This window comes from Mycobacterium sp. URHB0021 (assembly GCF_054057895.1).
In genome coordinates, this window is the sequence record NZ_JBSRZT010000002.1 from 5,552,375 (window position 1) to 5,570,607 (window position 18,233).

Annotated in this window: 15 protein-coding genes; all 15 read right to left on the reverse strand. The window is 64.7% G+C overall.

From position 1 onward, the window contains the following. Positions 1-8 precede the first annotated feature (8 nt). Entirely contained in the window at positions 9-743 is a 735-nt protein-coding gene (locus tag ACVWWN_RS29810; RefSeq protein WP_457147083.1) for a class II aldolase/adducin family protein, read from the reverse strand. Then, positions 740-2,263, reverse strand: coding sequence for an ethanolamine ammonia-lyase reactivating factor EutA (locus ACVWWN_RS29815; protein ID WP_457147084.1), 1,524 nt, complete (start codon positions 2,261-2,263; stop codon positions 740-742). The genes ACVWWN_RS29810 and ACVWWN_RS29815 overlap by 4 nt, the downstream gene beginning before the upstream one ends. Beyond that, positions 2,260-3,405 carry an ethanolamine ammonia lyase-activating protein gene (locus ACVWWN_RS29820; protein WP_457147085.1) on the reverse strand — a complete coding sequence of 382 codons (1,146 nt, stop codon included), beginning with the start codon at positions 3,403-3,405 and terminating at the stop codon, positions 2,260-2,262. Before ACVWWN_RS29820 ends, ACVWWN_RS29815 begins: the two co-directional genes overlap by 4 nt. Positions 3,406-3,458: 53 nt before the next feature. Beyond that, on the reverse strand, positions 3,459-4,745 hold the full coding sequence (locus tag ACVWWN_RS29825) for an MFS transporter (protein WP_457147086.1): 1,287 nt from the start codon (positions 4,743-4,745) through the stop codon (positions 3,459-3,461). Positions 4,746-4,753: 8 nt separating this feature from the next. Next, the gene (locus ACVWWN_RS29830; protein WP_457147087.1) at positions 4,754-5,917 is read right to left on the reverse strand and encodes an ABC transporter ATP-binding protein; all 1,164 of its coding nucleotides are present in this window, start codon (positions 5,915-5,917) and stop codon (positions 4,754-4,756) included. Between the two features lie 26 nt (positions 5,918-5,943). Continuing rightward, on the reverse strand, positions 5,944-7,692 hold the full coding sequence (locus ACVWWN_RS29835) for an ABC transporter permease (RefSeq protein ID WP_457147088.1): 1,749 nt from the start codon (positions 7,690-7,692) through the stop codon (positions 5,944-5,946). Positions 7,693-7,746: 54 nt separating this feature from the next. After that, entirely contained in the window at positions 7,747-8,853 is a 1,107-nt protein-coding gene (locus ACVWWN_RS29840) for an ABC transporter substrate-binding protein (protein ID WP_457147089.1), read from the reverse strand. Positions 8,854-9,163: 310 nt separating this feature from the next. Continuing rightward, on the reverse strand, positions 9,164-10,207 hold the full coding sequence (locus tag ACVWWN_RS29845; RefSeq protein WP_457147090.1) for a cupin domain-containing protein: 1,044 nt from the start codon (positions 10,205-10,207) through the stop codon (positions 9,164-9,166). Between the two features lie 82 nt (positions 10,208-10,289). Then, positions 10,290-10,910 (reverse strand): cysteine hydrolase family protein, encoded by a 621-nt coding sequence (locus ACVWWN_RS29850; RefSeq protein WP_457147091.1) that lies wholly within the window; start codon positions 10,908-10,910, stop codon positions 10,290-10,292. A gap of 31 nt (positions 10,911-10,941) precedes the next feature. Beyond that, positions 10,942-11,808 (reverse strand): dienelactone hydrolase family protein, encoded by an 867-nt coding sequence (locus ACVWWN_RS29855; RefSeq protein ID WP_457147092.1) that lies wholly within the window; start codon positions 11,806-11,808, stop codon positions 10,942-10,944. A gap of 40 nt (positions 11,809-11,848) precedes the next feature. Continuing rightward, positions 11,849-12,949, reverse strand: a complete 1,101-nt coding sequence (locus tag ACVWWN_RS29860) for an ABC transporter substrate-binding protein (RefSeq protein WP_457147093.1) — start codon at positions 12,947-12,949, stop codon at positions 11,849-11,851. Between the two features lie 62 nt (positions 12,950-13,011). Beyond that, positions 13,012-14,988 carry an AAA family ATPase gene (locus ACVWWN_RS29865; protein ID WP_457147094.1) on the reverse strand — a complete coding sequence of 659 codons (1,977 nt, stop codon included), beginning with the start codon at positions 14,986-14,988 and terminating at the stop codon, positions 13,012-13,014. A gap of 32 nt (positions 14,989-15,020) precedes the next feature. After that, on the reverse strand, positions 15,021-16,124 hold the full coding sequence (locus ACVWWN_RS29870) for an ABC transporter substrate-binding protein (protein WP_457147095.1): 1,104 nt from the start codon (positions 16,122-16,124) through the stop codon (positions 15,021-15,023). 99 nt (positions 16,125-16,223) lie between these two features. Beyond that, positions 16,224-17,210: an ABC transporter substrate-binding protein gene (locus ACVWWN_RS29875; RefSeq protein WP_457147096.1), complete on the reverse strand. Its 987-nt coding sequence runs from the start codon at positions 17,208-17,210 to the stop codon at positions 16,224-16,226. A gap of 3 nt (positions 17,211-17,213) precedes the next feature. After that, on the reverse strand, positions 17,214-18,233 hold the full coding sequence (locus ACVWWN_RS29880; protein WP_457147097.1) for an amidohydrolase family protein: 1,020 nt from the start codon (positions 18,231-18,233) through the stop codon (positions 17,214-17,216).

Here is an 18,233-nt window from a genome sequence, read left to right on the forward strand (position 1 = left end):
TGTTCGCGCTAAACGGCCAAGCCGGCGGCCTCGAGCCGTCCGGCATAGTGCCGCCAGCGCGAGAGGTCGTTGAAGGACGAGCCCAGATCCGGCAGTTCGGCGAGGTCCTCGTCCGACAGCTCCGCCGGCCGTCCACCCAGCAGTGCCACCTCCGCCGAGAAGCGTGACAACTCGACGAGGTCGAGTGCCCGCAGCGTCGCCTGTTGCACCGACTCCCCCGCCGTGACGATGCCGTGGCCCCGCAGGATGCACACGTCCGCCCCCGCCATGGCCGCCGCGACATCTCGGCCCAGCCCTGGAGTCCGGACCAGAACCGCTCGCGGGTAGACCGCCGGTCCGGTCTGCGCGAGCCGTGACGCCGGAATGTTGTACGCGCCGAACACCTGTCGCAGTTCGACACCGGCCAGATCGGCAGTGACCACGCACCGCGGGTGCGCGTGCACGACGGCATGGATCTCCGGGCGGGCCCGCAACAACTCGGTGTGGATATGGAATTCGTTGGGCACCGCGTATCCGCCATCGAGTTCACCACCACCGTCGAGATCGACGACACGAATGTCGTCGATCTCGGTGAACAGCAGCCCCCGGTCACGCGGTCCGCGGCAGCGCAGCAGGATACGCTGATCGTCCAGCCGCAGGCTGACGTGCCCCAGCACGTCGGCGGCGAGCTCCTGCTGCGCCAGGATCCGGCACGCGGTGGCAATTGTCGTGCGCAGCTCGGTCAGCTCCCCGACCGCGGTCACGCTGGTGCCCCGACGGGAACGGCGTGCTCGACGCTGAACACCAACGATTTGATGGTGACGGGCACGGTGTTCGACGGTTGGCGTAGGCGGCCGAGGTCGACGAAGTCGAAGTCGCGCAGGTCGATACCGTCGAGGATGAGCAGATCGTTGGTCACCGAAAGCTCATCGCGCAGGATGGTGCCCAGCGTGAGCGCGATGTCCGAGTCGATCATCAGATACAGCGGCCGGCCGGCTGCGAGCCGGTATCGCAGACCTGCCACGATTCCCTCGGCGAAGGCCCGCAGACGCCGGTAACTCGGAGTGCCACTGAATTGCAGCGCCACCGCCATGTCGTCAATGCTGTCGTGCAAGCCGAAGGCCGCCAGATGATCGGCGATCGCCGAGCCGATCACGTCGGGCTGCAGCACATCGTCGATCAGGTAGTGCGGGCGGGCGACCTGCAGGTTGCGTCGCGGCAGGGTGGTGTCCGGCGCCGGGATGAAGCTGGTGATGCCGCTGAGCTGCACGGTGTACTCGGACGCGCCGAGCACCGTCGCGCGGATCCGCTCGGTCGCAGGCAACAGCCGGGCCGGGAGTTGTCCGGCATCGATCCGTTGCGCGATCTGCGCGCCCAGCTGGCGACCGAGGTCACCGAAATCCCTCGCCTCCACGCCGTAGACGAATTCGGCGACACCGCCGGAGAAGATCACCCCGTCCAGGCCGCCGAGCTCAGCGATCCGTTCGGTCAGGAAGACATGGTGCGCCGAGGGCTCGCCGCGAACCGCCGCGAGCACCAGATCCGCCATATGCGAGGCGATTTCGTTGAGCTCCTGCGAGGTGGCCGGGCTGCCGACGGTGAGATCGAGGCCTGTCGCGGCGGCGTGTGTCCGACCGCCCGGCTCGATCCGCGTCACGGTGCCGTCCTCGACGGCGATCAGTCGGCCGCCGACATGTAGCGCCGCGGTCGCCAGCACCCGGCCACGGTCGATCAGCGCGAGTTTCGTCGTCCCTCCGCCGATGTCGACGTTGAGGACACGGCCCGGCAGGTCATGTGAGGTCCGCGCAGCGCCGGAGCCGTAGGCCGCCAGCATCGCCTCCATGTGGTGCCCCGCGGTAGCGCACACCAGGTCGCCGGCCCGCTCGGCGACGACTGACGCGATGCGCTCCGCGTTTCTGCGCCGCAACGCCTCACCGGTCAGGATCACCACACCGGTATCCACATCCTGTGGTTGGCGCCCGGCACCGGCGTAGGCCGTGTCGAGCATCCGGCCGAGCGCGACCGCATCGATCTGGAGATCGTCGGTGTACGGCGTGAGCTGCACCTCCGACTCGTACAGGGTGTTCCGGGCGACCACCACGTAGCGACTGGTCAGATCCTCCCCGCGTCTGCGCAACACCAGCCGCGAGAAGGCCACCTGAGTGCCCGAACTGCCGATGTCGACACCGACACTGTGCAGTGTGACGTTGTCCTTCTGCCAGATCGGGTTGTCCTCGAGGGGCAGATCGGGCTCATCGTGCTCGTGGTCCGGGTCGTATGTCATGCCGGCGACGGAACCGCAACGGCCTCGGCCGGCTTGGGCGGCAGGTCCGGGAGTTCTGCAGCATAGGCTTCGTCCATTCGTGGCTCCAGCCCGTTCTCGGCGAGCGCCTTGGCAAAGGTTTCGCGGATCACCGGCGACTCGTCGGCGTAGTCGATCTGGTCGCCGCCGATCCGCCGGCTGATCCAGGCCTTCGGCACGCCTTGGGCGTTGCGCACCGACACCACTTCGTGTTTGAAGGCCAGATACCGTGCCGGCGTTGCGCCGGTGTTGAAATGCTGATGGAACCACATGTTCGGCGGAACGATCAGCGTGCCGGGCGTCCACTCGTAGCGTCGCGGCTCTTCCCCCTCGGGCCACATCAGGCTGAAGCCCTCGCCGGTGAGGATGATCACGTGGGCGCCGGGACCGTGTCGGTGGCCCTTCTTGTACGTCGCGGTGGCGAACTGCGAAATATGGCTGTTCATTGAGCCTTTCGCCATCGAGAAACGGATATGCCCGCCGCCCGCGCCGCGCTCCTTGGCCGAGATCAGCGGCAGGTCGACCGCGTCGGCGACGAAGTTCGTCTTCAACAACAGTCCGTCCTGTTCGTCCTTCGGGGCGAAGTAGTCGGGTTCACCGTTGAACCGTCCGAGGAAGTCGTGGTTGGTGTTGAACACGAACTCGGCGTCGTCGTACAGGTTGATGATCGGTGGCATGTTCGTCGACGAGACGAAGCGAGCGGCTTCGGTACCCGAACCGTTGAAGTGCTGGTGCCAGGTGTTGAGCGGAATGGCGAACATCGAGTTCGGTCCCCACTCGAAGGTGACCTTCTGTCCGGCGTCGTTCCACACGGTGGTCGATCCGTGGCCGGACAGCACCAGGATCATCTCTTCGAAGAGTTGCCGCTGCGGCGCAAGTTCCTCGCCCGCGGGGATCTCACACACGTAGCAGTCATTCGATGTCCGTGACGCCTCGTGGTTGATGAAGACCCCGCGCCCGCCGCGCCGCGACCAGGGCTTCAGCTCCACCGTGTTCAGATCCGGCACGTAATGCGCGCCGATGATGTCCAGACCCTCGGCGCGGACCCAGCGCACATACGGCGAGTCCTTCTCGGTGGCGAACTTCTTCGCCAGGTCGTCGGAAACAATCGCATCCTTTGCCACGTGCATCCTCCATCGATCTCTTTGAACTAATGGTATTACCAATAGGGTTGATGTCAAGCTCGCCCGGACGGCTTCTGCGCCCCCGCGGATTCCCGCTCTTCTTCATATTCAGCGTCTTCTCCGTCTTCCGAGGCTCCCGCATACCTCCGTACCGGATTCGGTCGGAGGATGAAGACACCTGCATAGAGCGCGGCCAGCACCCCGCCCAGGGTCAAGGCGGTCACCGGGCCGAGCGCACCGGCGACGGATCCGACCAAGGTGTCGCCGAGCGCGGGGCCACCGCGTGAGGACATCTGATAGATCGCGGACACCCGGCCGCGCAGATCGTCGGGCGTCTCCAGTTGAACCGCCGCATGCCGGATTGTGGTGGCCATCGCGTCGAACGCCCCGATCGACAGTCCTGCCAACACCGCGACGATGAAGATATGCGCCTGCGCCAGAACGATGTTCGACACACCGTAGAAGACGGTCGAGATCAGCAGTACGCGGCCGAGTCGCCTGCTGCGTCCCACCACCTTGAACACCGTGTATGTCGCCAACAGCGCCCCCGCCGACGGCGCCGCGGACAGCAGGCCATAGCCTTGTGGACCGACGTGAAACACCGTGGCACACAAGGCCGGCAGCACCACGCGGTACGCGCCGAACAGCGTCGCCGACAGGTCCAGCGACATCAGCATCCAGATGATCTTTCGACCCTTGACGAACTGCGCACCGTCGGCCATCTGGCGCCACACCGAAACATGCCTACCCGCACCGGGAAGCCTCACCACGTGCAGCATCTGCAGAACGATCACCAGAATTGCGTAGGTGGCTGCATCTACCGCGTACATCAGGCCGGGTCCGGCGATGCCGATGAAGATGCCCGCCAGCGCCGGACCCAACAGCACCGCGACCTCACGGGACGGGTTGAGCAGGGCGAAGGCTTGAGGCAACTGGTCGCGCGGCACCAGCGCCGGAATCAGCGCCTGCCGGGCCGGTTGGTCGAAAGTCGCCGCAGCGGTGGTCAACACCACTGACAGAATCACCTGCCAGGCCACGACGTGACCGGTCAGGGTGAGCACCGCCAGCCCACCAGCGACGACCATCGCGACGGCCTGCGACCACTGCAGTAGCCGCCGGCGATCCCAGCGGTCGGCCAACACGCCGCCCAGCGGGCTCAATATGAGCAACGCGATCGCCTGCGCGGCGCCGACCAGTCCGGTCTGGGGGACCGAGCCGGTCAACTGGTAGACGTGATATAGATTCGCCGCGACGGTGCCGCGGGTGCCGACCTGTGAAAAGACGACTCCGGACCAGTAGAGGTCGAAATCGCGGTTCTTGAGTACTGCCGCGACGCGCATACCCGCGATCAGTCGACCGGGACGAGGGCCAGTTTGCTCGGGTCCATATCCAAGTAAACGGCCGTACCGGGGGCGTGTGAGACGTGCGGCAGGCAGCGGGCGCGGATCTCGTGCTTCCCGACCGCGACCACGTGATCCACCGCGTCGCCCAGAAACGCGCGCGTGGTGACCTGGCCCTCCCAGATGTTGGCCGCGTTGAGGGGCCGCTCGGTGGTCAGCATGACCGCTTCGGGCCGGATCGACACCACGACCTCGGTTCCGTTCGGCATGTGCGCGGAGGAGTCCAACGTCAGTCGGCCGTCGCGGGTTTCGACGACGTGGCGGTCGCCATCGCGTGACGCGACGGTGCCATCGATGAAGTTGGACGTACCGATGAATTGGGCCACGAACTTGCTCTGCGGGTTCTCGTAGATGTCACGCGGCTTGCCGAGTTGCACCACCTCACCTGCCCGCATGACAGCGATGTTCGAGGACAGCGACAGCGCCTCGATCTGATCGTGCGTCACGTAGATCGAGGTGATCCCCAACTCGCGCTGCAGACGCTTGAGCTCGAACCGCAGCGATTCCCGAAGCTTGGCATCGAGGTTGGACAGGGGCTCGTCGAGCAGCAACAGCGACGGCTCGATCACGATGGCCCTTGCCAGTGCCAGCCGCTGCTGCTGCCCGCCGGACAGCTTGGTCGCGTGCCGGTCGGCGTACTGCAGCAGCTCCATTGTCTCGAGCACACGTTGCACACGTTCGGTGATCTCGCGCTTGCCCGGGCGTTGGCCGCGCGCTCGCACCCGCAGCGGGAAGGCGACGTTTTCGAACACGGTCATGTGCGGCCAGATGGCGTAGGACTGGAACACCATGCCCAGCCCACGCTTGTTCGCAGGAACGTTCACCTTCTTGGGGGTACTGGAGCCCGCGGCGAACAGCACGTTGCCGCCCACCGAGACGACGCCTGAATCCGGCTGCTCGAGGCCCGCGATCGAGCGCAGCGTCGTCGACTTGCCGCATCCCGACGGACCGAGCAGGGTGAACAGTTCGCCAGGCTGGACTGTGAAGCTGACATTGTTGACGGCGAAGACCCGCGCCGGCGCCTCACCATTGGTGGCGGATTGATCGCGGCGTTTGCGACGTTTGAGTCGCTCGCCGTCGAAGGTCTTCACGAGATTCTGGACTTCAAGCACGTCGATAATTCCTTTCCGGACCCAAATCAATCCTGCTTGAGGCCGACCTTGGCCCCCAGCTTGTAGGCGATGGTGACGAGCACGACAAGTGTCAACACCATGACGACTCCGAGCGCGGACAGCACGGTGAACTGACCGTTCTCGAACTGCTCGAAGATGAGGATGGACAGCACCTCATTACCGGGGCTGTACAACAGGATCGAACTCGACAGCTCTCGGAACGACACGACGAGGATGTAAATCCACCCGGCGACGAGACCCGGCATCAGCAATGGCAGCAGGACTCGCCGGAACGTCTGCCACCAGCTCGCACCGTTCACCAGTGCCGACTCCTCGAGCTCGTTGGAGATCTGCTGCATCGAGGTCACCGAGTAACGCATGCCGTACGGCAGATACCGGGTGCAGTACGAGATGAGCAGGATGAACAGGGTGCCGTAGATCGGAATGGGACTGCGTAGGTAGACGAAGCTCAACGCCAGGCCCATCACCAGACCCGGAACCACGAGCGGCAGGAAGGCCAACCCGTCCAACACTTTCCGCCCGGGTATCCGCGACCGCACGACGATCCACGCGGCGATGGCCATGAACGCCATCACCAAGGTGGCCGACGAAAGGCCGAGTATCAGCGAGTTCTTCAGCGCGGTCAGAGCACCCGAGGCGTGCGCCAATTGCCGGTAGTTGTCGAAGGTCATGCTGGACAACGTGTCCTTCGACGGTGGCGCGTAGAACTTCAGCAGCGAGGTGTACAGCAGCACCAACAGTGGCGCGATGACGGTCAGCAGGAAGTACAGCACGATGATGACGCCGGCTACCGGGCGCCACTTGCCCAGTTCCATTGGGCGGGGACGGAATCCCTTGCCGGTGACGGTTTGGAAGTTCTTGCTGGCACGGCCCGCGAAGTTGGATATCACCACCCCGGCAACTGCGATGACCAGCAGGCCGATCGCCAGAGCACCGGCCGCGGACAGGTCCGGTGGATAGTCACGAAGCACGAAGTAGATCCGGCTGGTGAAAACGTAGATCCCGTTCTGTAGGCCCAGAAGCGCAGGCACTTCAAAGCTTTCCAGGCTGCGCACGACCATGATCAGGATCGCGGCGACGATCGCCGGCCGGGCCAACGGCAGCGTGATCTTTCGGAACACCGTCCAGCGGCCGGCTCCCGACATCAGCGCCGACTCCTCCAGCGACGGATCCATGGAGCGGAACGCCGCCACCATGAGCAGGAAGACGATCGGCGACAGTTGCAGCCCTTCGACCCAGATCATTCCCCAGATGCTGAAGACGTCGATCACCGCGCGTCCGAATACGGGCTCCAAGTAGTGGTTGATCAGCCCGATGTCGGGGCTGCCCAACAGGATCCACGCGATGGTGTACAGAATGCCGGGGATGACCAACGGAATGATCGACGCGGCGAAGAACAGGGCTTTGAACGGCACGTCGGTGCGCACGTTGAGATAGGCCAGTCCCGTGCCGATCACCAACGAAAGCAGCGCGGCACCGCCGGCGAACCACAGCGAGTTGCCGACCAGATCGAAGATCTGATCGTTGCCGTAGGCACGCCTGAAGCCGGAGAACGTCAGACCCGACGCGTCGAAGAAGGTGCCCCAGAAGAGGTAGTACAGCGGCACTATCGCGAGATAGGCGATGACCAGGGACACCACTCCGAGGGTCAGGAACTTCGGCGTGGGGATGATGCGGCGCCAGAGTGGCGGCTCCGCTGGGAGCGGATCGATCGACGGGGGCGGTGCCGGCCGCATCGGCGCGGTGGTGGTCATGTGTTCACCTCACGGACTGGTTGGAAATGCCGACTCGAGGGGCGGGCGGCCGGATCAGCCGCCGAGCTTGTCACTGCGGGAGAGCAACGCGTCGTAGCGATCGCTCCACTCTTTCTGCTTGGCGAGGAGTTGGTTGACGTCGACCGGAATCACCTCGAGGCCCTCGAGCGGGTCCTTCAGGTTGGCCGGCTCGATCGACGGCGTCAGGCCCTGGTCGACGAACACCTGCTGGCCCTCGGTGAACAGCCAGTCCTGGAACAGCAACGCCGCAGCCGGATGTGCCGCCGACTTCAACGGCGCGGCGCCCTGCGGGCGGGCGATGATCGGCTGCACGAATGGCTGGTAGGCCACCGGCGCGCCCTTGTTCACGCCCTTCTGGACGATGTAGCTGTAATTCGATGCAGCCACGGAATATTGCCCGGCCGAGAGCATTTCGCCCATCACGGTGTGCCCCTTGACGACCTTGGCACCGTTGGCCATGTCGCCGAACAGCTTGTCGATGTCCGCTTGGCTCTTGCCGTGCTGCAGCCAGTACTCAGAAAGTGTCAGATACCAGTCGTAGTCGTTCAGCTCCAGCGCGAGCTGTCCGTCCCATTTGGGATTGGCGAGGTCTTCCCACGTCTTGGGCTGATCACCGGGGGCCACCTTCGTGGTGTTCCAGCTGGGGGCGAACAAGTTGTAGCGGTCCGCGGTCCAGCTGTCGAACTTGCCCTCGGCGCCGACCATATCGCGACGTTCGCCGGTGTAGGGCTCCACCAGCTTCTCCTTGCCGAGGGATGCCATCTCCAGCGCATCGGTCTCGACCACGTCCGCGCCCGCGTGGTTGGCACTGGCCTCCTGCAGGATGCGCTGCAGGACGGTCTCCGAGTCCGCGCGGTACAGGTTGACCTTGATGCCGGTCTGGTCGGTGAAGGCCTTGCTCACCGCGTCGGCGACGTCGCTCGTCATCGAGGTGTACAGGGACACCGCGCCTTCGGTCTTCGCGTCCTTCAGGAGAGTGTCGCGGCGTTCCTGGCCCTTCAGCGATTCGTACTGCTGAAACTTCGAGGCGCCGCCCCCTGGTCCCGAGCCCGCAGGTGGTGCCGTCGGCGGGGCGCCGCAAGACACCAGGGCGAGCATGAGGCCAACGGCGGCTACCCGACGACCGTGTCGAAATTTCATGTCCCTCGCGTCCTATCTCCTCGGTTTACACCGGTGCCGACGACGCCGGACTCCGGTCTGTTCGATCGCCGGCTGTTGGGCTGAAACAGGTTGGCGATCTCTGGACTTATTGTATGACCATTAGTGTGATGTCTATCATGTTTGGCGGCAGATGTGAAGTCCACCGGCAACCTAACTGTCTGTCTGACGAACAGAAAACACCAGGCGATTCTGGATAGCAGAAAGCACGGTCGCGGCGTCGCCGCAACCGGACGGCTGGTGATTCGGTCCGGCGGCCGCGTGAAGCCGGCCGCCGGACCGAAAGACTCGATCAGGCAGAAGTGTCAGCGAGTTCGCCGACGGCCTGGGCGGATCCGGAGGCCGGCTCGAAGTAGTGCACGGTGTCATACCCGAGGTGCTTGAACACCCGGTTCTGCGCATTGAACAGCTGCAACGGCGTGCCGTCCGCGGCGAAGATCTGGCACACGTGGTTCTGCGGAACGTACAGCGTGTCACCCTGCTTCATCTCGAACCGCTTGGGGGTGGTGGCAATACGCGCGTAATACTTCTCGGCAATCTCGGCCTCGACCTCCCATTGCAGCGCATAGCCGCCGCCGGAGAGCACGTAGTAGACCTCGTCGGCCATCTTCCAGTATTTGCCGGAGTGCCCGCCAGCCTCGATCTCGAGGTTGAAGGCGTCGATGCTGAAGATCCTGCCGTCGGTGCGCTCGGGCGAGGCGATGACACGCACCCGTCCCAGCGGTGTCTGCTCCCAGACCGTGTCGGACGGGCTGATGACCTTCTTGCGGTCGAGTACGCCGGGGGTCCAGATCTTGGACCAGTCCTCGCGAGGGCCGAACGCTTCCTCGTTCTCGACGGGTCCGCTGCGCCCCTGCTGGATCAGGCCCATGAACATCCACGTGCACTTCGCCTTGACGACGAGCGCAAGGGCCTTCTCGTCATAGGGGTTGAAGTGGCGGTGCACCGAGTCCGTGTGCACGTAGACCAGATCGTCCTTCGACCAGTCGTAACGCTGATCGTCGTGGATCTCGTAACCGCGGCCTTCCAGGATGTAGAACGCCGCCTCGTTCTGGTGGCCGTGGCCGTGGTTGGACGACTGCGGTGGCAGCTCGACGAAGTGGACCTGGATGGTCTGCGTCAGAAAGTCTTCGTCACCGGGGCCGATCCGCCACCAGGTGCGGGACTGCTCGCTGTCCCCGGAGTGAGCGACCTTGGCGTCGTCGACGACGAATTCGTCGTCGCGCACCCGCTCAACGGCCAACTGCTGGCGCCGGAACTCCCCGAGTCCGTACGTCTCTGAGGTCAGCCCGCGGACGAATACGCGGCCCTTTTTCCCCATACTGTTCTCCTTCATCGACCTTTAGTGTCCAATGGTTTTACCATTCTTCATGGTAAGCCCTGTCACACATGGTGTCTAGCTCGCGACGCTACAACCCCTATCCGTGAGCCCTCACAGCTCCCGGTTTCAGGCCCGCGACCACCTCGTCCACGGAGCGCACGTTGCACATCCGCGGGAAGACCTTGTCCATGAAGAAGGTTCGCTGCTCGGCAAAGCCATGACAACAATCGCGCACGACGGTGATCTGGAAGTCCTTGTCGCGGGCCTCATATGCGGTCGAGGCGATCCCGACGTGCACCGACCCGCCGACCAGCAGAATCGTGTCGATGTCGCGGCTGCGCAACGACAGTTCCAGGTGTGTGCCGTGGAACGCCGACCAGCGATGCTTGGGGACGTCGTAGTCGCCAGGCTGAGGGGCGATCTCGGCAAGCACCGACAATCCGGGTGAGCCTGATGCGTGAGGTGGAACGGTGCGGTACGGGTTATCGGGCCCCCAGGGGCGGAAGTGGCTGTCGGTGTCGGCGACGGTCCGCGCGAAGTCCGCACCGTCGGCGCGATGATCGGCACGCGCATAGAAGATCGGGACACCGACACCGCGACACGCCTCGATCAGTCGCTTCGTCGGTCCGATGGAGCCGGCCGCCTCGATCGGTTCCCGGTAGGCCTCGAGCATGTCGAAGATGACGAGCCCGGTCGCGCGGAAATCATAGTGGATCACTGGTACTCCAAACGTCATAGGATTTTTTGCTTCAGTGCAGTCGAGCGTTGCTGGCGAAGTCATAAGTCGCGGCAATCGTCGAGGTGAATCGCCAAGACACGCTCGTGCCCTGTTTCGCCGACGCGGTTGCACGCAGCCACGTCACGATCAGCTCGAAGGTCTCGCGGGCCTGCTCGGCGCGGAACCGGCCCGGCATCGTGTCATTGAGCCAGCCGTGAGGAAGATCGGGATACATCACGAATTCGTAGCTGCGGCGGGCGTCTTCGAGGAGGTCGCGGACCCGGCGGACGTGCTCGACAGACATGGTGTGGTCCTTCTCCCCCCAAATGCCCAGCACGGGCGCGGTACCCGCTTTCATCAGCTCGACGTACGGCGTGGGGCGCAGGTCACCGACCTCGTACTCGCGCGGTTGGGCACCTCCGTACAGCATCACAACAGCGGCGATGTCGTCGCGCTTCGCACTCGCCAGAATGCCGAAGCTGCCGGTTCTGCAGATCCCGATGACGCAGATCGGCGCGTCGTCGCCGTCAGCGTCAAGCCCGCGTGCGTGCGAGATCGCCGCGTCCAGATGCCGAAGGGCGGCGGCATCGCCGATGTCGGGCAGTCGGTCGCGACCGGCAGACAGGTCCATGTCCGCATAGAAGTCAGGCGCCACCGCGACGAACCCGGCAGCGGCGAACTTCTCCGCCAGCTCGACGGTGTGCTGAACGACGCCGTAGCGCTCGTGACAGATGATCACGACGGGCGCCGGTTCCGAGGCCGCCACGCCCTCCGGCACTGCGACCCAGCCGAAGGAAACCGGGCCGAGCGGGGTCAGCTCGGCGGGCGGGATCCGATCGGCGGGCTCCCGCGCCTCGGCGGTCAGCAGAGGCGGCACACCCTTCAGCTCTACACACATGCTCGACGTCGACCCTCCTACACCGTGATTGTTGCGCCGCTTAAGATTCCGTAACCAACTGGTTGTACTCCGCGGCTATCTGCTGTCGGTTGGCCACAAGGTCGGCAACGTCCAGGTCGATCACCTCCGCACCGGCCAGTGGATCGTGCCGGGTGGGAAGTGGCGGCAGCGCACGGAGCTGGTCGTCCACTGCCGCGCCATCGGGCCCGAGCTGGAAGTCCAGGTACAGCGCCGCTCCTGCCGGGTGGTCGGTGCCACGCATGACACCGCCGGCGTCGTACCGGACCACCACCGGGTTGACGATGTGGCCCGTACCCTCTCCGAAGGACACCGCCGCGCCCTTGTCGATGAGCCGGTTGACCGACTGAGTGTAGACCGACAAGGCCGCGTCGAACTGTCCCGCCGCCAGTAGCTCCGCCTGGACCGTGTGGCCCTTGGCGGTCTTCGAGTTCGCGGCGATTCGCCTGAACATCGAAGAGAAGTCCTCGGCCGACATCCCGCGCTGCGCGTAATAGCGACGCAATGTGGCGTACCAGTCGATATCGCTGTACTCCATGCTTATCCGACCGTTCCACTTCGAGTCGGCGAACCCGGTGTAGTCGACGGGCAAGTCATTCGGGGCGAGCTTGCCGGTGTTGAACCCGGCGACGAAAGCCAGCCGGCGCACCCCGGTCCACCCCGTCGACTTGCCGGCGGGGGGCATGGCATCCCGATAGGTCGAGCGGTAATCGCCGAGCAGCCCTCTGGATTCCATGGCCGACATATCGGTGGCCGGCGCTATCAGCACGTCGTTGGCAAGTTTGTTCGCGGTGGCTTCCTGGACAACGCGCTGAAGCACCGTTTCTGAGTTGGCGTTATAGACATCGACCTTCAGGCCGTACTTCTTGCTGAACGCGTCTGCCATCGCTTGCTCGTCGTTGAACGCGGAGTAGACCGTCAAGTCACCCTCGCCCTTGGCAGTCGCGAGGAGCGCGGACTCCCGCGCCGATCCGGTGAGGCCGTCCCACGCGTGCGCCGACGACGGTGCCTGCCCCTCCGCGCCCGGCCCGGACTGCGGCGGGGAACCGCACGCGGCCATCACGGCGGCCACCCCCACGGCCAACACAGCCCTGCTCAGCTTGGCGTGCCGTCGCAGTTGCATGGGGTTGGTCCTCCCTTACTGCTGTTCCATTCCCGCACAGAATGTTTGGCGCCGACTGGGGGTCAACTGTGCCTATCCGTTCCTTCGCCGGTGTCCGCTGCAATGAGCTCGACCGCAGCCAGCAGATCGTCCGCGGTCAATTCGTTCGGATCGCGCGTCACGTCGGTCCGCATCGCCAATGCCGTCAGCACGACCTTGCGGACCTTGCGGCCATCCATGCCGGCACATGCGGCGGCCAGCTTGGCGTGCAGGCCGTCGTCCTGCGCGAGAGGCGCGGTGCCTGACCACAGGGCCGCGAGCTCGAGCAGGCTGTGCCGGAATATCTGCACCATCGTCGCCGTGTCCGGCAACGACAGGGTCAGCACCAGGTCCGCCCGCGACAGGAAGGCCTCGTCGACGGCATCGGTGAAGTTGGTCGTCGCCACGAACACCACTCTCGGCAGGTCGGCGGCGACGGCATCGATCCCGGCCAGCAGCGCGTCCGTGGCGCGGTGCACGTCGACCGGATTGGCTCCGAACGACGCGGTAGACCGGCGCACCGCAAAGCTTTCCACCTCGTCGATGAGCACGATCGTGTGCGGCCGACGAGCCGCGAGTTCGGGGATCGTGTCCATCATCAGCTGGCTGATGTTGCGTTGACTCTCTCCGAGCAATTCGCTGGGGAAGGCGTGCGGATCGATCTCCACATAAGTGGTGGCGCCACGCTTGGCAACCGCGCGCGCGGCGGTCTGCGCCAAGCCGCGGGCCAGCGTCGTCTTCCCGGTTCCCGGCGGCCCGGACAGGATGATGAGCCCGTGCGGCAGCCCGGCCATAGTGGCGAGGGCGGGCCCGTGCAACAGCGTGAGCAGGGCATGGTTGAGCAACCGCTCTTTCATGCCCGGCGGCGTGATGATGTGGTCCCATGGCCCGTCGTGGTGGTCCGAAGGCAGAGCGTGCACGGACAGCACGCCCGGTGGAAGTGCAATCGGCATCACGGCCATGTCGGCCTGGTCACCTCCGGCCAGTCGACTGTCGTCGGGTCCCCGGCCTGAGCGTCGCGGATGTGGTCCGGCGGCTCTTCGAACAGAACCAGCGGATCCAGCAGCACCCGCATGGTGTCGAGGAGGCTGTCGAACATGTGGATCCGGACGACCTTCGCTGTCTTCTCGGGGTCGTCGTTGAAGTGTTGATGCCACAGGAAATGGTCGACGACGATGATGTCGCCCTTCTTCCACGGGTGGTTGGTTCCGCCTTCGGGGTTCGGTTCCGAGGTAGCTGTGCCCGGTGCCTTCCAGCACATAGAGCCACGCCTCCCCCGCGTGCCGGTGCATCGATTGGCCGCGGCCCGGGCCGATCTCGAACATCGCCATGGAGATTCCCGACGCCTGGTAGCCGGTGGCCCGGTCCAGCAGGAAGGTCGTTCGGGTACCGCGCGGGGTGGGCAGCAGCTCGAGCTCGTCCCAGCTGGTGTGGAGGCGGCCAGATCGCCTCGCGCGCTGGTCGCGGGCCAGCCGGCGAAGTCGCCGGGCGTACGGGTCGTCACCGGTGACCTCAGCGGAATACGCAGGGCGAGCAGGCAGCTCGCTCACGGGCGTGTGCCCGGCATCCTCGATGGTCGACATCCCCATGGTCTCCAGCAGGGGCTCACTGGAGAATGACATGTAACGGGCCACCGTGTCGCCTTCATTCCCGGAGCGGTGCCACGACCATGCCGGCAGATGAACCGCATCGCCTGGCCCCCAGTCGATGCGCTCACCGTCGACCTCGGTCCAGCCGTGTCCGGCCACGATCAGCACCATGGCGTCCCACGAGTGCCGGTGGATGGTCGACACCACGCCGGGGTCGATCTCATGCACCAGGGCGTCCATCGACCGGGTCGGGCGGTCGGCGTCGGCGCCGGCATACACCCCGACACGCGTCCCCCTGGCGGTCGGCTCCAGCTTCACATCCTCGACCGCGACCACGGTCTTCTGATATCCGCGCCATTCGTCGATGAACTCGGCTCGGCGCTTCTTCTGAACGTGATAGTGCGTGACCTTGGTGGTGGTACGTGATGCCATGTCCTGCCTTTCGTGGTTGGCCGCTGACGCGCTTACGCCTGGCCGCCGGAATCGGTCACTTTCTTGTATGCGTCATTCCACTTCTGAGGGTTGTTGAGAAGCTCCTCCTCCGGAACGGATACCGTCTGGACGCCGGCGAGCGGATCGTCGGCGGTGGGGATCGCTCCGATTCGGTTGGCGCCCGCAATCGCCTTCTGTCCGTCGGTCAGCAAAAAGTCCAGGAACAGCATGGCGATCGCCGGGTGCTTGGCCGTCTTCATCAGCCCCGCGCCGTTGGGTCGCAGAACCACCGGCTCGACCGGCTTGCCGTTCTTGCGCCAGGCCACCGGCGCGCCCTTCTCCGCGGCGTTATCGACCGTGTGCGAGTAGATCGATGCGGCCACGTCGAACTGGCCCGCCGACAGCAACTCCCCCATCACCGTATGTCCCTTGGCGATCTTGGAGTTGGCCGCCAAACTGTGGAAGAAGTTCGTGACGTCGTCGTCTGACATGCCCTGCGACTTGTAGTAGTTGTACATCGCGGCGAACCAGTCGACATCCCCGATCTCCAGGCCGACGCGGCCCTTCCACTGCGGCTCGGCGAGGTCCTTGAGTGACTGCGGCTCGCTGCCCGCCGCGACTTTGCCGGTGTTCCAACCGATCACGAAGGCGTTGAATCGATCGGCGGTCCAGCCGTCCTTCTGGCCCTCGGGTCGCACCTTGTCGCGCAGTTCTCCCTCGTAGGGGTACAGAAGCTGTTGCTGCTGCAGATCGTTGAGTTCGCCCGCGTTGGTCTCGATCAAGTCCGCGCCCTGGTAGTGCGCGGTGGACTCCTGGAGCACCCGCTGTAGCACCGTCTCCGAATTCGCCCGGTACGTCTCGACGTCCAGCCCGTACTTCTCCTTGAATGCGTTCACCACGTCGTCCATGTCGGTGTTGGAGGTGTAGAGCGAAAGCTTTCCCTCCTTCTTGGCGAGGTCGAGCAGCGTCTTACTGCGCTCGTCCCCGGACAACCCGTTGATCTGCTGGTAGACCTGCTGGGCGTCGCTCGCGCCGGCCGCCGCGTCGCCTGCGTTGGTCGCAGTGGGGCTGCCCCCGCAGGCGGAGAGCACCAACGCCAGGATGGCAATCAGGTAGCTGGCCAAATGCTTTCTCATGGACGGCTCACTCCTCGACACTTCACTGTGAATGGACTGACACTCAGACCATTAGTGTGATTTGTACCATGTCGCGTACCGGATGTGAAGGCCCCGGCGTCAGATCACGAATGCTTCAGCAGTCTCGGCGGCGAACAGATCGGCCGGTTTGTAGCGCACGGCGGAGAGCCCCTGCTGATGGTGGTAGTCCAGGAAGACGTCAAGCGCCTTCTCGTTCTCGGCGATCCCGTACGACCAGAAGTCTTGACCGAGCAGGATTCGGGCCTCCTCGAGGTGCTGAATCAGCCAGGGCTCCATGAACCGCAGCGCCGACGAATCGTAGATCCGGCCGTAGGCCTGATCCCGCGCCGTGAGGAACGCCTTGTACAGGGACTGTGCCACCCAACGGTGACGCTCGTAGATATCGCTGCGGATCACCACGACGTGCATGATCGGGAAGATGGAAGTCACCGCGAAGTATTCCTTCTCGACGGCCACCACGTCGGGGAACAGCCGCGTGACCCGGGGATCGCCATCGCGGAACGGGCTCGGCACCCGCGGCGTGTAGAGCGCGTCGAGGTCACCGTCGGCCAGCAGTTGAGACAGGGTCGTTCCCGCCTGGATCGGCCTGATGTCCAGTCCCGTGTCGACCTTGCCCTTCTCGATCCGGCCCGGCGTTTCCTGGCCACCGGTGAAGTAGGTGACGGAATCGACCGGCACGCCGTGGTGTTCGGCGAGGATTCCCCTGATCCAGACGCCGGCCGTCAACTGGAATTCGGGTGAGCCGATTCGCTTGCCGCGCAGGTCGGCCGGTTCCGAAATGCCGGCCTGGGAATTGATGTAGATGCCGCCGTGTCGGAACATCCGCGACGTGAACACGGGCAGCGCTACGAATGGCCGGGGCTCCCGGTCGAGCGTCGCGACGTAGGTGGACAGCGACATCTCCGCGATGTCGAATTCACGGTGGCGCAGCATGCGGAAGAACGTCTCCTCCACCGGCAGGCGCAGGTAGGTCAGGTCGATTCCGTCCGCCCGAACGGAGCCGTCCTCGAGGGCACGGGTCCGGTCGTAGTCGCCACAGGCCAACGTGAGATGCAGGTTCGACACCAGTCACACTCCTTGCACTGCTAGTAGTTTGGAAAGACGGGGATACACCCTGCGCGCGTTGAGCTCGACAACGGCCCGTCGGGTTTCCTCGGTCATGTCGAGGTTGTTGAGGTACGCCAGCGTGTCGTCCCACGCGATACCGGTGTCGGGGTCCGCCCCGCGTACGGCACCGAGCATTTCTGATGCGAACAGGATGTTGTCGGCAGGAATCACCTTGTAGAGCAGATCAATTCCCGGCTGGTGGTAGACGCAGGTGTCGAAGAACACGTTGCGCAGCAGTTCACTCGGGTCGGGCCGGTCGAGACGCGCGGCGAGTCCGCGATATCGCCCCCAGTGATAGGGCACCGCCCCGCCGCCGTGCGGAATCACAAAAGTCAACGCCGGATATCGCTCGAACAGATCGGACTGGACGAACTGCATGAAGACACTGGTGTCCGCGTTGAGGTAGTGGGCTCCGAGGGTGTGGAAGTTGGGATTGCATGACGTCGAGACATGCACCATGGCAGGAACTTCCAGCTCGATCATCGCCTCGTACAGCGGGTACCAGTACTCGTCGGTCATCGGCGGCGTGGACCAGTACCCGGCCGCCGGGTCGGGATTGAGGTTGCAGCCGACGAAGCCGAGCTCGCCGACGCAACGGTGCAACTCCTCGATCACCGGACCGAGGGACCCCCCGGGAGTCTGGGGTAATTGAGCGACAGGCGCAAAGGCTTCGGGGAACAGCTGTGCAACCCGGTGAACGAGATCGTTCGATGCCCTGGCCCACGCCGTCGCCGTGGGCTGGTCGGAGATGTGGTGCTCCATCGCGGAAGCTTTGGGCGAGAACAGCATCAAGTCACCACCCCGTTCACGGAGCACACGCAGCTGATTGCGCTGCACGCTTTCCCTGATCTCGTCGTCGCTGATCGGCTCGGGTGTGGGCGCCGGCCGCGTCTTGTCCTCGAGCGCGGCCAGCTGCTGCTTGCGAAAGACGTCGTGTGCCTGCGGGGCTGTGGTGTAGTGGCCGTGAATATCGATGATCAC

What these genes read in the sequence shown, in the direction of transcription:
- ACVWWN_RS29815 (WP_457147084.1), bottom strand. Translation starts at nt 2,263, where the DNA reads ATGACATACGACCCGGACCACGAGCACGATGAGCCCGATCTGCCCCTC.
- ACVWWN_RS29825 (WP_457147086.1), bottom strand. Translation starts at nt 4,745, where the DNA reads ATGCGCGTCGCGGCAGTACTCAAGAACCGCGATTTCGACCTCTACTGG.
- ACVWWN_RS29835 (WP_457147088.1), bottom strand. Translation starts at nt 7,692, where the DNA reads ATGACCACCACCGCGCCGATGCGGCCGGCACCGCCCCCGTCGATCGAT.
- ACVWWN_RS29840 (WP_457147089.1), bottom strand. Translation starts at nt 8,853, where the DNA reads ATGAAATTTCGACACGGTCGTCGGGTAGCCGCCGTTGGCCTCATGCTC.
- ACVWWN_RS29845 (WP_457147090.1), bottom strand. Translation starts at nt 10,207, where the DNA reads ATGAAGGAGAACAGTATGGGGAAAAAGGGCCGCGTATTCGTCCGCGGG.
- ACVWWN_RS29855 (WP_457147092.1), bottom strand. Translation starts at nt 11,808, where the DNA reads ATGTGTGTAGAGCTGAAGGGTGTGCCGCCTCTGCTGACCGCCGAGGCG.
- ACVWWN_RS29860 (WP_457147093.1), bottom strand. Translation starts at nt 12,949, where the DNA reads ATGCAACTGCGACGGCACGCCAAGCTGAGCAGGGCTGTGTTGGCCGTG.
- ACVWWN_RS29865 (WP_457147094.1), bottom strand. Translation starts at nt 14,988, where the DNA reads ATGGCATCACGTACCACCACCAAGGTCACGCACTATCACGTTCAGAAG.
- ACVWWN_RS29870 (WP_457147095.1), bottom strand. Translation starts at nt 16,124, where the DNA reads ATGAGAAAGCATTTGGCCAGCTACCTGATTGCCATCCTGGCGTTGGTG.